This is a genomic window from Megasphaera micronuciformis F0359 (assembly GCF_000165735.1).
Taxonomy (GTDB): Bacteria; Bacillota; Negativicutes; order Veillonellales; family Megasphaeraceae; genus Megasphaera; species Megasphaera micronuciformis.
In genome coordinates, this window is the sequence record NZ_GL538208.1 from 145,565 (window position 1) to 161,031 (window position 15,467).

Annotated in this window: 10 protein-coding genes; 8 read left to right on the top strand and 2 right to left on the bottom strand. The window is 45.9% G+C overall.

All coding sequences use genetic code 11. The annotated features are described in order from the left end of the window. The first annotated feature begins 25 nt into the window (after positions 1-25). From HMPREF9429_RS04460 to HMPREF9429_RS04480, 5 genes are all read left to right on the top strand, one after another. Positions 26-1,459: a CCA tRNA nucleotidyltransferase gene (locus HMPREF9429_RS04460; protein WP_006941962.1), complete on the top strand. Its 1,434-nt coding sequence runs from the start codon at positions 26-28 to the stop codon at positions 1,457-1,459. Further along, on the top strand, positions 1,452-3,470 hold the full coding sequence (locus HMPREF9429_RS04465) for a penicillin-binding transpeptidase domain-containing protein (protein ID WP_006941966.1): 2,019 nt from the start codon (positions 1,452-1,454) through the stop codon (positions 3,468-3,470). The genes HMPREF9429_RS04460 and HMPREF9429_RS04465 overlap by 8 nt, the downstream gene beginning before the upstream one ends. 19 nt (positions 3,471-3,489) lie before the next feature. Then, positions 3,490-4,323, top strand: a complete 834-nt coding sequence (locus HMPREF9429_RS04470) for a bifunctional 5,10-methylenetetrahydrofolate dehydrogenase/5,10-methenyltetrahydrofolate cyclohydrolase (RefSeq protein ID WP_006941968.1) — start codon at positions 3,490-3,492, stop codon at positions 4,321-4,323. A gap of 114 nt (positions 4,324-4,437) precedes the next feature. Beyond that, a complete protein-coding gene (locus HMPREF9429_RS04475; protein ID WP_006941969.1) occupies positions 4,438-5,910 on the top strand; it encodes an ArnT family glycosyltransferase in 1,473 nt (490 codons plus the stop codon). 103 nt (positions 5,911-6,013) lie between these two features. Next, positions 6,014-6,364 carry a desulfoferrodoxin family protein gene (locus HMPREF9429_RS04480; protein WP_006941970.1) on the top strand — a complete coding sequence of 117 codons (351 nt, stop codon included), beginning with the start codon at positions 6,014-6,016 and terminating at the stop codon, positions 6,362-6,364. A gap of 57 nt (positions 6,365-6,421) precedes the next feature. Here HMPREF9429_RS04480 and HMPREF9429_RS04485 read toward each other — a convergent pair whose 3' ends face one another. After that, entirely contained in the window at positions 6,422-7,111 is a 690-nt protein-coding gene (locus HMPREF9429_RS04485) for a response regulator transcription factor (RefSeq protein WP_006941971.1), read from the bottom strand. Continuing rightward, a complete protein-coding gene (locus tag HMPREF9429_RS04490; RefSeq protein ID WP_040773803.1) occupies positions 7,089-8,603 on the bottom strand; it encodes a sensor histidine kinase in 1,515 nt (504 codons plus the stop codon). Before HMPREF9429_RS04490 ends, HMPREF9429_RS04485 begins: the two co-directional genes overlap by 23 nt. Positions 8,604-8,790: 187 nt before the next feature. On the opposite strand from HMPREF9429_RS04490, the gene HMPREF9429_RS04495 reads away from it, so the two are divergent. The 3 genes from HMPREF9429_RS04495 (at position 8,791) to nifJ (ending at position 15,440) form a co-directional block, all read left to right on the top strand. Next, complete coding sequence (locus HMPREF9429_RS04495; protein WP_006941973.1) at positions 8,791-9,498, top strand: hypothetical protein; 708 nt, start codon at positions 8,791-8,793, stop codon at positions 9,496-9,498. A gap of 369 nt (positions 9,499-9,867) precedes the next feature. After that, complete coding sequence (gene glmS / locus HMPREF9429_RS04500; protein ID WP_006941979.1) at positions 9,868-11,697, top strand: glutamine--fructose-6-phosphate transaminase (isomerizing); 1,830 nt, start codon at positions 9,868-9,870, stop codon at positions 11,695-11,697. Positions 11,698-11,903: 206 nt separating this feature from the next. Then, positions 11,904-15,440: a pyruvate:ferredoxin (flavodoxin) oxidoreductase gene (gene nifJ, locus HMPREF9429_RS04505; RefSeq protein ID WP_006941982.1), complete on the top strand. Its 3,537-nt coding sequence runs from the start codon at positions 11,904-11,906 to the stop codon at positions 15,438-15,440. The last annotated feature ends 27 nt before the right edge of the window (positions 15,441-15,467 follow it).

Genomic DNA, 15,467 nt, shown 5'->3' on the forward strand with positions numbered 1-15,467 from the left:
GTTGCAACGGCGGGGAGGAGGCCCTATGACAGAGGCGGTATACACTATCTTGTCCGGGTTAAATCGTGCCGGATATGAGGCTTATATAGTCGGCGGAGCCGTGCGGGACAAGCTCATGCATAAGGAGCCGCACGATTATGATATTACGACGTCTGCAAGGCCCGAAGAGATTGTTGCTACGGCCCGTAAAGAAGGTTGGCAATGTATCGAATCGGTCGGCCGGTCTTTCGGGGTAAGCCTTATTCTTATAGGCGGGCAGACATATGAAGTGGCTACTTTTCGTGATGAATCGTACGGTGAAGACAGTCACCGACCGGAGAAAATTTGGTATGCACAAACCTTACAAGAGGATGTAAAACGTCGAGACTTTACGGTCAATGCGTTGGCACAGGATAAAGAAGGGCGTATTTACGACTACGTCGGCGGTGTTAAAGACATAAGCAAGAAAACACTTCGTGCTGTAGGAGATGCGAGTGTGCGTTTTCAAGAGGACGCTCTACGTCTTTTTCGGTTGTGCCGCTTTGCGGGGAAATTGGATTTTACGGTCCACAAAGAGACGCAAAGAGCTATGCCGACTGCTTTTGAACGGGTAAAGGGCTTGTCGGCGGAACGAGTTGTAGCGGAAATCGAACGACTTCTGGTCACGCCGGCGGCTTATAAGGGACTGGATATTCTTGTGCGTTCCGGTTTGGGCAATATGACTTGCCGTCGACGAGAAAACGGCAGGTATACGGATGTGCCGATTTTGCCTGAATGTACGCATCTTCAATACACACCACAGTCCTATCCCTATCATGTCTTTGATGCGTGGGTTCATACTTTGGCCGTCATTGCTCACACACCCCCCGATCTTACACTGAGATATGCCGCCCTTTTTCATGATGTGGCTAAGGGCTTGGAAGGTGTGCGAGGCACTAAGGACGGACGTTATACGGATTACGGACATGAGCGTGTCGGAGCGGATATGACAGCTGCCGTTTTACGACGGTGGCAGTGTAATGAAAAGCTTATAAATCGAGTTGTGTGGCTCGTCAAAACTCATATGCAATATCATGCACTGTCAGCATCTCCTGAGGCCAATGTTCGCCGTTGGTTGCGACGTGAAGGCACGAGGGGAGATTTTTCACGAAATACCGACTTGGCGGAAGCCGTACGGCAAGCCACTGTCTTGTCGGTCGCCGACGCAAAGGGGTGTCGTCCCGACAGCGATACGACAGGAATAGAATCATTCGGAGAGTATGTACAGCTATTAGTACAAACCTTGCCTATTACAACGAAAGATCTGAACTATCCGCCTGAATTGCCGAAACTGTGCGGATCTTATACAGGAGACTGTCTTCGAGTTTTGCTCAAACGGGTTCAGGACGGTGCTTTGGAAAACGATTCAGCCGTACTCTATGAGGCGTCACGACGATGGTTAAAGCGGCAATTGCAAATAAGGGAAGAAGAGCATGGATAAGGAACAGTTACAACAAAAGAAGGAACAAAAAAAAGACATGAAAATGCGCAAACGCATTTTGAAGTGTTTTACAGGGCTTCTTATTTTCGGTCTGGTTCTTACGGTTAGGCTTGTGTGTTTGCAAACCGTACAAAGCGCAGACTTGACGGAACGGGCCGATGCACAAAGTGAAGCGGATCGGAAGATTCAATCGCCGCGCGGCATGATCCTTGACAGAGACGGAAAGGTATTGGCTATCAGTGAAGTGGCCAAGTCCTTATATGCCGACCCGACGATGATGCAGTCCGATACGGACGGAAAGGGTAAAACGCCGGCTGAAGCGGCCGAACTCTTGGCCCCTTATTTGCGTATTAAACAAGATGAGATAGAAGAGCGGCTCAGTCGGGATACGTCCTTTGTATGGCTGGATCGCACTATGGATGACGATAAATATCAAGCTTTGAAGAGCGTTATTGCGGATAAACATATTAAAGGCCTACGATTTGTTGATGAAAATCGTCGTTATTATCCTAACGGTACCTTAGCGGCACAACTTATCGGTTTTGTCGGCGACAACGACCACGGCCTGGACGGAATCGAAATGGTTTTGGATGACGATATTCGCGGTGACACGCAAAAGTTGCGTCTTACGACGGATAGTAACAACGTGCCTATTTTTGACTCGGCCTTGGAAAAGGTATTGCCTGATAAGGAAAAATCCGTTCGCCTTACCATTGACAGTACGATTCAGTATATAGCCGAAAAAGGCTTGGATGACATAATGAAAAACAACAAGCCCGAAGGGGCCGCTATTATCATTATGAATCCCAAGACGGGAGAAATCCTGGCCATGGCGAGTCGGCCGAATTTTGACCCTAACGATTATGGAAAGGCTAATAAAGAAGCCTATAAGAATCGAGCTGTTGTCAACTTATATGAGCCAGGGTCTACCTTTAAGCCCTTAATGGCTTCGGCTGCTCTTGATGCGGGGACCTGGACGGAAAGTAAGACTTATAAGGACGTTGGTTATGTCCAAGTTGATGATCGTGTGATTTCCAACTGGGATGACAGCGGTATGGGGACCGTTACGCTGAAAGAGATTCTGAAATTTTCCATTAACACGGGTATGGTAGCCATCGGATTGAATACGGGCGGAAAAATTCTGACCTCTTATGCCGAAAAATACGGATTCGGTAAGCAGACGGGTATTGAACTACCCGGAGAAGGAGAAGGGATCCTCTTTAATCCTGATGAGATGTCGAATATCAACACGGCGACTATGGCTATCGGCCAGGGTATAGCCGTGACACCGCTACAAATGGTACAGGCCTTCGGTGCCGTTGCCAATCACGGAACGATGATGAAACCTTTTGTTATTAAGGAAATAGATAATCCCGACGGTTCTGTTTTTAAAAAGACGGAACCTCAAGAAGTGGGGCAGCCCATCAGTGCGGAAGTAAGCAGGATTATCAGCACTATTATGGCTGATGAAATAAACTCCGGCGGCGGCTTAAATGCTAAGATTGACGGCTATAATTTTTGTGGTAAGACAGGTACGGCCCAACGGCTGAACTCGGAAGGAACGGGCTATGCCGAAGGTCAATACATCGGTTCTTTCGTAGGCTTCGGTCCTTTGGAAGATCCGGAATATGTCGTCCTCATTGTTGTCGATAACCCGTCGGGTGTATATTACGGGGCCCAAGTAGCGGCGCCTATATTTAAGATGATGATGACCGATATCGTTCGCATTAAGGGCATTCGTCCCGCATCGGCAGCAGCTGCCAATGCGACAGTTTTGAAAAGTCTTCCCGCAGCGGCGTCAAGAGCCCCTTTGCCACCTGTTGATGTGACAGGAGATACCGTGTTGTTGCCGTCGTTTATCGGCTATGACTCGAGAGAAGTAAATGAATGGCTTAATGCTGCCGGATTGGGTTTTATTCCCAACGGGACGGGGCTTGCTACATACCAGGTTCCCGCAGCAGGTACGTATGTGGATGCAGGCAGTAATGTAACTGTTTCATTCTCACGATGATAGGAAGAAAGAGGAACAAATGAACATGATTTTAGACGGAAAACAGATGGCAACCCTGAGGAAAGCACGATTAACGGCATATATACAATCGGAAAAAGAAGCGGGGCGAGAGAAGAAACTGGCCATTCTTCTTGTAGGTGACTCCGCCCCTTCCGAGTTATATGCACAGTCAGTACAGAGAGTGGCCGCATCAATCGGTATGGAAGCGCTACTGTGCCGCTTTGCCGACGGTACGCCTCAGGCTGAAATAGTGGCGGCTGTAGGTGATTTGAATAGAAGAGTCGATATAACCGGAATCTTACCCCTACTGCCTCTGCCCGAGGCTTATAATACGGCTGAAATCATCAATGCTTTGTCACCTTGTAAGGATGTAGACGGGCAGACAACGGTCAGTAAGGGCCGCCTCTTTGCAGGCGAACCTTCCTTTGCTCCCTGCACGGCTCAGGCTGTCGTGACAATGCTGGTCGATTACGATATTCCCGTTCAAGGTAAGCACGTTGTCATTGTAGGACGCAGCGATGTAGTAGGTAAGCCTCTTATTCATTTATTTCTTCAAAAAAATGCAACCGTTACGGTTTGCCACAGTAAGACGACAGACCTTTCCGGGATTACGCGGCAGGCGGACATACTCGTCGCTGCCGTAGGAAAGGCCGGTTTTGTCAGTGCTGATATGGTTAAAGACGGAGCCGTTCTCATCGACGTAGGAATTAACCGTGTAGACGGCAAGACTGTCGGCGATATTTGTACGGAAGCGACGACTAAGGCTGCTGCCTATACTCCTGTTCCCGGCGGCATCGGAGCCCTCGTATCGACGATGATATTGGAAAACACGGCTTACGGTATTCGTGAATAATTCTGAGAGAGCGGGAAAGTTTAGAATCTATTTATATTTTGTTTAAGCCCCTTTTACGACTTTTTGTCATACTGCAGAGGTGAAAAAACGTCAGAGTATTGTGAGGGGCTCTAAATGAATAATATGAAGCAACAGATTCATAGGATATTCCAACACCATATTCTTCTTGTTTCGGGAATATGGTGTTTTCTTTTGTATTTTACAGGGATTTGGCTGCTGGCCGTTACGGATCCTGTTGAAGTAAATTATGCCGAAACGGCTAAGGAAATGCTTTTGTCGGGAGATTGGGTTTCTCCTCGTATATACGGGAACTATTGGTATGATAAGCCGGCCTTCTTTTACTGGCAGTTATTGGCGGCTTTTAAACTTTTTGGGATACATGATTTTAGTGCTCGGATTTTCCCGGCTCTGACGGCCCTGACAGGTGTTTTTGTAGCCTATAAGTTCGGCTGCTACTTACATGATATCAAAACCGGTCTCGTCGGGGCATTCATATTGGCCACATCTCTTGAATACTGGTATTTAGGGCATGCCATAGTAACGGATATGACCTTATTCGTAAGTACGTCCGTGTGCCTGTTCTTCTTTTACATCTATTATGAGGAAGATAAACCTTTATACCTGTATGGGGCTTTTGTGTCGGCTGCCATAGGAGTTCTGACAAAGGGACCTGTCGGATTCGTATTACCGGGGCTTATTATCCTGATTTTCCTTTTATGGGAAAGAAAGCCGTCGTATTTTATTCGATGGCACCTGTGGAGCGGGCTGCTTTTGTGTATTATCTTAGTGCTGTTATGGTATGTACCTATGTATAACTTGCACGGAACGGCCTTTACGGAAACTTTCTTGGGCACTCATAATCTCTTGCGGGCTACGGTTCCGGAACATCCGCAAAATAATGTTATCTATTACTATGCTGTTGTCTGGATCGGCGGATTTTTCCCTTGGTCATTATGGGCTCTTTATGAAATGATAAAGTCGGTAAAGCATAAGGGGTTACATTTACCTCGTCAAAGCAGAGAGCGGTTTTTGTGGGTATGGCTGGCAGTAGTTTTTGTTTTCTATCAAGGCATGGCCTCTAAGTATCTGACCTATACATTTCCCATGCTCATGCCGTCGGCTCTTCTGTTGGCCCCTTACGCGATAAAGCGGGAAAGAGTTGTGCGTAATACGGTAATTCTCATATCCCTTCTCTTCATAACGGGACTATTCATCTGTATTGCCCCTCTGACACATCGTTATTCGGCAGAAGACCAAGTTCCCTTGTTGCAGTCGCTGACTACGGAAGATACCCTGATTCTTTCGTACGGTATGAGATATCCCGCCTCTATTGTCTATTATTCAGGACATAGGGTTGAGCGATTGGAAACAAGAGAAACTGTAGAAACTGAAAGACCTCAGGAAATGACCTGGAAGGATACGAATGTTATGCCTTTTAGAGCTATTGAAGACATTCCCGATAATAGGGATATATTGATTATTTCCGATGAGACGGGTGATGCCGTAAAGTCCGGTGAGCTACCGGGAAAATGGAAAGAAGTAGGAAGGCAAGGAAGATTTACCTTCTTTAAACGAATCCATACTTAATCAGAAGGGAATTTTTTATATTCCTCTTGAAAAACGGGAGAAAAAAGGTATAATAAAGATATAACAAATAACAATTATTGATTACTTACAGGAGGGGATTTACATGATTAAGTTTTATCGTAACGAAGAAACTAAGGCTGTTGTAGTGGCTTTGCACGGAGAAGCCTGTCCGGGAATGAAAGAACTCGTAGCCAATACGACAGATGCAGCTCAGGAAAAACACGTTCCTGCCGTAACGAGAGAAAACGGCAAGGTTCATGTTCAAATCGGTTCGGTTGAACATCCCATGTTGGAAGAACATCATATTGAATGGATTGCTCTTGAATCGGAAGGTCGCCTCGTATTTAAATACTTAAAGCCCGGTGACAAACCGGTTGCCGACTTCTGCGATGCCGCATCCGGTACGGTTTATGAATACTGCAACCTCCACGGCTTGTGGAAGGCTGAATTCTAATTGAAGAATAAAAAAGGCCCTGCACTTTTAAAGTGCAGGGCCTTTTTGCAATATGAGTTATTTCAAGCGATAGCCGACACCCCAGACGGTCTCAATGAATTCAGGCTTTGACGGATCCTTTTCCAATTTTTCCCGTAAGCGATTGACATGAACCATGACCGTAGCCGTATCGCCGACAGCATCCAGTCCCCAAACTCGCTCAAAAAGAGCGTCCTTACTGAAAACGATACCGCGATTTCGTGCTAAAAAGAGAAGTAGCTCAAATTCTTTATGTGTCAGGGAAATCTCTTTTCCCCTTATAAATACACGATGTCCTTCGGGCTGAATTTCCAAACTGCCGACTTCGATGAAAGATGCAAGCGACTTATCCGCCTTGGCGATCAGTCTTTCATAGCGGGCCGAATGAGCCTTGACTCTGGCAACCAGTTCACTCGGGCTGAAAGGCTTGCTGATATAGTCGTCAGCTCCTAAGCCGAGCCCTCTAATCTTGTCTATGTCTTCACGTTTGGCTGAAATCATGAGAATAGGAATATCCTTTTTCTTACGGACTTCACGAACAATTTGAAAGCCGTCTTTACCGGGCAGCATGACATCGACGAGAAGTAAGTCGTAATTTTCTGTCAGGGCACTTTCCAATCCCTTTTGTCCATCTGTTTCTATTGTGATTTCAAAGCCGTCGGCTTCTAAATAATCTCGTTCTAATTCGGCAATGGCCAAATCATCTTCAATAAGTAGGATATGTTTCATAAGTATCTCCTTTGGCAACAGGTAGGGTAATGACTATCATCAGGCCGCCGCTTTGCGAGGCTTGGGCAGCTCTGACGGTACCGCCCAGTGTCTTTATGATTTGAGCCGTTATGGCAAGGCCCAGGCCGCTACCTTTAGTAACATCCGTACGTGCTTTATCTGTACGGTAGAAAGTGTTAAAAAGTTTAGTTAATTCACCGGAAGATACGCCCGGTCCGTTGTCTGTAAAGGTAACACATACCGAGTTTTTTTGTACCTTGATTTGTATCATGACTTCGCAGCGGTCCTTATCATTGTATTTCAGGGCATTATTCAAAATGTTGCGGACGACTCGTTCAAAGTGCATGCGATCAATGAAAGTGAAGGCCGGTTCCTTATCCGTATAGTCAATGGAAAGATCTAAACCGCGGTCTTTATACAAGGGTGATTGCTCTGTCGTAAAATCTTTAAAATAAGCGATTAGGTCGACTTTTTCAAAATGAAAAGGAAGACGACCCAAGTCGAGCTTAGAAAGGAGAAAGAGATTGTCCACCAGAGATTCCAAGGTATCCGTGCTTTTTTGAATTTGTTTGATATAGTGTAATTTTTTTTCGTCCGTATCGGCAATCCCGTCTAAGATACCGCCTGCATAGCCTTTGATTGATGTGAGCGGTGTTGATAAATCGTGAGAAATTCCGGCAATAAGCTCCTTGCGATTTTCTTCGTAGCGTTCTCGTTCCAAGCGAACACGGCGCAGTTCTTGTCTCATCAGTTCAAAATCACGACAGGCACTGCCGAATTCATCGACACCGTCTATGGAGACCGGTGTATCCAAGTTGCCGGCACGAATATCGGCAGCGGCTTTTCGTAATTGGTCCAAGGGAGTCAAGATTTGTCGGGACAAGAGTCGAGACAGGTATAAGCCGAAAAAAGCAATTAAGGTAACCGCCATAATCAATGATATGTACAGGAATTCTTCGGCTCGATCCTTCCAATCATTTCCGGGAATTGTATTTTTTGCCAGGAAGGGAGTGTCGCCGGCGGCCATGACGATAGTACCGCTACGCGGTGATACATAGGAAAAATCAAAGCCGTCATGATCCCAATTCATGACGGAAGGGTTGGGGCCGTATTTTGAAAGAATACGGGCTGCAATAGCCTGTCTGTCTGCTCCGGGTGAAGTATAGTACACGGAACCGTTGCGATCTGACACGATGACGGCAATGCCCTGAGCTTCTAATAAATGTGCCGGCTCCAGGTAGTCCTTTACTCTTGGCTTGCCTTTGCGTTCAGCACGGACTCGCAGGGAACTTACTGCGTATTGCACGGTAAGTGCCGACCCTTTTTCGGGCCATAGGGCCGTAAGAATATCTTTTTGAGTGGTTCCCGAGTAGCGGAAGGCCGATAACAAAATGCCTCCGACAAGACTAAGAAGCAATACGGGTACGGCAACCATCATGAAATTAGCTAATAATAGTCTTTTTCTTAAGGATAAATCACGAAATCTTAACATAAGTGTCCTTTCACGGTAATATCGGTTTATGTTTTTTCTATAATACTATGTTTATACGGAGTCGAACAGGGTAAAGCTGAAAGGTTATGAATTCTTTTATAAGCTATTTATAGTTTGTTTAGAAGTTCTCGATATACTTTGACCATGGACAAAGATATTATGACCGAAGGTCAGAGGAGGTTTTACTATGAACACTGAAAAAAACATACAATCTGTAAAGGAAAACGTACAAAAAATAATTACGGTTAAAAATGCAAAGCGATTAGCGGCGGCTCTCGTCGTTTGTGTCATCCCTTTAAGCGGCGGTGCTTGGTATCAGCATCAACAAAAGGCCGCGGTAAAAGTTGAGGTGGAAGCCGCTAAATCGCAGATGGTTGCCCAAGAGGCACAAGAAAGGGGCATAAATCTTATCGGTGAAGATAAGGTCAAAGAGATTGCGGCAGCTCGTATCGGTACGGATGTAAACAGTATTACCTTTAATAAGATTGCACTTAAAGATGGGACAAAGCATAAAAAAACGGGTGAAGGAGAAGCTCATAAAGATAAGAAGGACAAGAAAGATAAGCAAAATAAGAATCATAAGGAAAAGAAGAGAAATGGAGATGACCGGCAAGATATGCCTCGAGAAGGTATGGGGAGGGGAGAAATGAACCCGCAGTCGTTTGCGCAACCGATGCAGGAACCGCAACAACCCAACATGAATCCGCAGGCGTCCGTACAGCCGATGCCGCAGCCGCAGCAAACCGACACGAATCCGGCGGTCCTTCCGGCGCAACCTCATGTTGCCGACTTTATTCCCGTATATAAAGTAAAATGCCAAGTTGGAAATGTAGAGTATAAATTTGTTATTAATGCTGTAAACGGTGATGTTTTGCATACGAGTATTGACGAATAAAGAAAAAATCTGCACGAAGTATTTCGTGCAGATTTTTTTTGAAAGTATTTATCAACGAATTTGATAACCGCCTTGACTAACGGTCGGCAATCTATTATGATAAGTGAAATGGTGGGGTATTGTGCCTTGCTGTTTTATTTTATTTTGGGCAGTTGCCCCGGTTTGTCGATATTTACGAAAAAGATATATTCTTAGCGCTGGCTCTCATAACGGAGAGGACGAGGAAGAGGTTGTCGAGCATTCAGCGGATGCCTCTCGGCTCAGCCGGTCGATAAAGGTCGTAAAAACCCGACGGTGACGACGGGGACAAAGCGGTATATAAGGCTATCGACAGAACTGCGCGCGTAATTGCAAGGAGGTTCTGACTATATGTGCGGTATAGTAGGTTATGTAGGTAAGGAGCAGGCAGCTCCCTTTTTATTGGACGGCTTATCCAAGTTGGAGTATAGAGGGTACGATTCGTCAGGAATCGCTACCTTTGACGGTACAAAGCTTGTCGTAGAAAAATGCGTAGGTAGGCTGGCAGCTTTAGAAGAAAAGATTGCCGGTCATATTCCCCAAGGTCATATCGGTATCGGCCATACGCGTTGGGCGACACACGGTCGTCCGGCAGATAATAATGCCCATCCTCATACAGACGGGAAGGGGCAATTTGCTATTGTTCACAACGGGATTATTGAAAATTATCTGCCCTTGAAAGAGGCTCTTTTGAAAAAAGGGCATGAATTCAAGTCGGAAACGGATACGGAAGTGGTAGCACATCTTTTAGCAGACGTATATGACGGTGATTTCGTTGCCGCTGTTCGTACGGTGCTGAATACGGTCGAAGGATCGTACTCCCTCGTGTTTTTGTCCAAGGCTCATCCTGATTGTCTGATTTGCGCTAAGAAGGATAACCCTTTGGTTATCGGTCTTGGGCAGGGGGAAAACTTTATTGCCTCCGACATTCCGGCCATTATTAACAAGACGAGAAAGACCTATATTTTGAATGACGGTGAAATGGCTGTCGTTCGTGCCGATAATGTAGAAGTCATGAATTTGGCAGGCGAACGGATTGATAAGAAGATTTTTGAAGTCAACTGGAATGCCGAAGCAGCTGAAAAGGGCGGCTACGAACATTTCATGTTGAAGGAAATTCATGAACAGCCCAAGGCTATTCGCGATACCATGTCTCAACGTATTTCAAAAGATGGAAAATCTGTCGTCTTTGACGAATTGAAGTGGGATAAAGATTTTCTTGATTCCATTAACAAAATCGCCATTGTTGCCTGCGGTACGGCTTATCATGCGGGTTTGGTAGGCAAGTCCTACATTGAAAAACTTGTCCGACTGTCTGTGGAAATCGATGTAGCCTCCGAATTTCGTTATAAAGAGCCGATTATTGACGACAAGACTTTGGTCATCGTCGTCAGTCAGTCCGGGGAAACGAGCGATACCTTGGCGGCCTTGAAAGAATCGAAACGACTCGGTGCCAAGACCTTGGCCGTTACCAACGTAGTGGGTTCATCCATTGCCCGTGAAGCAGACCAGGTCATCTATACCTGGGCCGGTCCGGAAATTGCAGTAGCTTCGACCAAGGCTTATACGACGCAACTTGTAGCCTTTTTCATGTTAGCTCTGTACATGGCGGAAATTAAGGGGACTCAGTCGCATGAACGGGTGAGCGAATTAATTGAGGCCCTGCGTAAATTGCCCGATAATGTGGGACGCACCTTTGAAGATGTAGAGCCTGTTAAGACCTTTGCTCGTCAATACGGGTTCAATGAGGACGCCTTCTTTATCGGCCGTTCTTTGGACTATAATGTGGCGATGGAAGGCTCGTTGAAGCTTAAAGAAATTTCTTACATCCATGCGGAAGCCTATGCCGCCGGTGAATTAAAGCACGGCACACTGGCACTTATTGTAGAAGGGGTGCCTGTCATTGCCTTGGCAACGCAGAAGCATGTGTATGAAAAAACTCTCAGTAATATTAAAGAAGTAAAAGCTCGTGATGCCGTCGTTATCGGGATCGCTACGGAAAATGATACGGAACTTGAAAAGTATGCGGATCATGTCATTAAGGTTCCCGAAACGGATGAACTTTTGACGCCCATATTGGCTGTTATTCCTTTGCAGCTTTTGGCTTATTATGCCGCTATTACTCGCGGTGCCGATGTAGATAAGCCGAGAAACCTGGCTAAATCCGTCACGGTAGAATAATTACATAATAAGAAATGTAAAAGAGTCTTGTCTTGGGGCAAGACTCTTTTTTTTGAGAAAAAATAACTCTAATGCAAGCACACCATAGCTATTTGATTCATAATGCTAAAACGGCAATATAATTATTCTTGACACGCATAGATAAGTATATATATAATAAACATATAGTTAAACGTTATACTAAACTGCGATAAGGAGTGAATTTCATGGTAAAATTGATTACAAAAACTATGGACGGTAACCAAGCGGCAGCAGACGTAGCTTATGCATTTACGGAAGTGGCTACGATTTATCCTATTACGCCGTCATCGCCCATGGCTGAACATGTCGATGCTTGGTCGGCACACGGGCGGAAAAATCTTTTCGGACAACCTGTTAAGCTGGTTGAAATGCAGTCTGAAGCCGGAGCTATCGGGGCTGTTCACGGTGCCTCCGAAGCAGGCAGTCTCTGTTCCACCTTTACGGCGTCACAAGGCTTGATGCTTATGATTCCCGTATTACATCGTTTGTCCGGTCAGTTAAAGCCGGTAGTACTTCACATTGCGGCACGTACGGTAGGTACACATACCATGTCCATATTCGGCGACCATTCAGACGTTATGGGCTGTCGTAATACGGGCTTTGCTATGCTTTGCAGTGCCGGTGTACAGGAATGTGCCGACTTAGCGGCAGTAGCTCATTTGTCGACCATCAAAGGGCATGTACCGTTTATGCATTTCTTTGACGGGTTCCGTACGTCTCACGAAATCCAGAAGATTCATACGGTGCCTGAAGAAGAGCTGAAAAAACTCATTGATGAAGACGCTTTGTATGAATTTAAACATAAAGGACTGAATCCAGAACATCCGGTTATGCGCAGTACCGTAACGAATCCGGACATGTACTTCCAATCGAAGGAAGCCAGCAATATCTGGTACGACCGTTTGCCTCAGATCGTAGATGAATACATGCAACAAATCAATACGCTCACAGGTCGCAACTATAAACTCTTTAACTACTACGGTGCAGAAGATGCCGAAGATATCTTAATCGGCATGGGTTCCGTTACGGGTGCCGTTCAGGAAACGGTAGATACATTGAATAAACAAGGCAAGAAGACCGGTTATATTCAGGTTCATTTATACCGTCCCTTCTCCTTACCGCACTTTACACAGGCCTTGCCGAAGACAGTTAAACGCATTACCGTATTGGACCGCACGAAGGAACCGGGTGCCTTAGGCGAACCCTTGTATGAAGATGTGTGCGCAGCTATTCGCCACACGGACTTGTCACCTGAAATTTTTGCCTGTCGGTATGGTCTTTCTTCGAAAGACGTATCTCCTGCATCCATCCATGCCGTATTCTGTAACATGGAAGCGGCAAAGCCGAAAGTTCACTTTACAGTCGGTATAAATGATGATGTAACGAACCTTTCCATTCCCGACGTACCTTTAGTCGTCGATCATGACGGTATCGTTAACTGCAAGTTCTGGGGTTTCGGTTCCGACGGAACGGTAGGGGCTAATAAGAACTCCGTAAAAATTATCGGTGATAATACGGACATGTTCGTACAGGCTTATTTTGAATATGATACGAAAAAATCGGGCGGCGTTACGAAGTCTCACTTGCGCTTCGGTAAGAACCCTATTCGCTCTACTTATTACATCAAATCGGCTGATTTCCTGGCTTGCCATAAACCCGTTTATATGAGTACTTATGACATTGTCGGCGAAGTTAAAGACGGCGGTGTATTCCTCTTGAACTGCGGCTGGTCACAAGAAGAATTGGAAACACATCTTTCCGCTAAGGTTAAGCGGGATATCGCTCGTAAGAAGCTCCGCTTCTATATCATTGATGCTGCTAAGATTGCCGGTGAACTCGGTCTGGGGACGAACCGTACCAATACGGTATTGCAGGCAGCCTTCTTTAAACTGGCCAATATACTGCCTATTGAAGATGCCGTAGAATATATGAAAAAAGCTATTCAAAAAACTTACATGGCCAAGGGTGACAAGGTAGTTGCCATGAATCAGGCGGCTGTCGATCGCGGTATCAGCGATGTCGTAGAAGTACAGGTGCCGGCAGCATGGGCTGAGTTACCGGAAGAAAAAGCGCAGGAAGATACGAGAAATCTTCCGGAATTCATTAAAAAGATTGTTGAACCTTCGAACTTGCAAAAGGGTGATGACATTCCCGTCAGCGAATTTGTTCCTTATGCCGACGGCTCTTATCCCATGGGTTCTACTCAGTATGAAAAACGCGGCATTGCGTCTGTTGTGCCTCGTTGGATTGCCGACAATTGTATTCAATGTAATCGTTGCTCCTTTGTTTGCCCCCATGCGGCTATTCGTCCCTTCCTGGCATCTGAAGAAGAGCAGGCGAAGGCTCCCGAAGGTTTTGTAACCAAAAAGGCCGTAGGCAAAGATATGGATAAATACGGTTTCCGTATTCAAGTATCTCCCCTTGACTGCTACAGCTGTTACACCTGTGTCAATGTATGCCCGGCTAAGGAAAAGGCTCTGGTTATGGAACCTTTAGATACACAGGTTAAAGAACATGAAAACTGGGAATATGCCGTAAGCCTTACTCAAAAGGAAACGGGCCTGGATAAATACACCGTTAAGGGCAGTCAGTTCAACCAACCCTTACTTGAATTCTCCGGCGCTTGTGCAGGTTGTGCCGAAACGGCTTATATGAAAGTATTAACACAGCTTTTCGGACAGCGTATGTTGGTTGCCAATGCAACCGGTTGTACTCAGGCCTGGGGCTCGGCAATGCCCAGCTTATCCTATACGGTAAATAAAGACGGCTTCGGCCCGGCTTGGTCCAACTCCGTATTTGAAGACAATGCCGAATTTGCTCTCGGTATGTCCTTATCTATGGAACAACAACGTGACGACATTCGCCTCAAAACGGAAGAACTCGTTACTTTAGTAGACGGTGAGCTTCGCGATGCAGCCAATAAGTGGCTTGAATCCTTTGGGTGCAGTAATGAAGGCGAAGTGACGGAAGCAACGAGTAAGGCCTATATTGCAGCCTTGGCTAAGGCTCAAGTGAACGGTCGTGCTGCTGAATTGCGGACGTATCTGTTGGCTCATAAAGAACACATTGTTAAGAAAACTATCTGGATGTACGGTGGTGACGGTTGGGCTTATGACATCGGATATGGCGGCCTTGATCACGTTCTGTCCATGAACTACAATGTCAACATTATGCTCGTCGACACGGAAGTATACTCCAACACGGGTGGCCAGTCCTCCAAGGCTACGCCGGTAGGTGCTGTAGCACAATTCGCTTCAGCCGGCCGTCGTTCGAATAAGAAGGACCTGGGACGACTCCTCATGACATACGGTCACATTTATATTGCACAGGTTGCTTTAGGGGCCGATTCCAATCAATTAATGAAGGCTATTAAAGAAGCAGAAGCCTATGACGGACCGTCTATTATTATCGCCTACTCGCCGTGTATCAACCACGGTCTAAGCTGCGGTATGGGACGGGCTCAGGAAGAAATGAAACGTGCCGTTGACTGCGGGTACTGGCACTTGTATCGGTATAATCCGGATTTGAAGAAGGAAGGAAAGAACCCCTTCATTCTCGATTCTAAGGAACCGCAAGCATCGTTCCGCGATTATCTTATGGGAGAAACGCGCTATGCCGCTTTGACAAGAACTTTCCCGGATATTGCCGATGAACTGTTTACACAGGCAGAAAACTTTGCTAAAGAAAAATACGATATTTATCAGACTTTAGCAGATAAATAAGAGTTAATAAAATCCGCTCCTTCATAA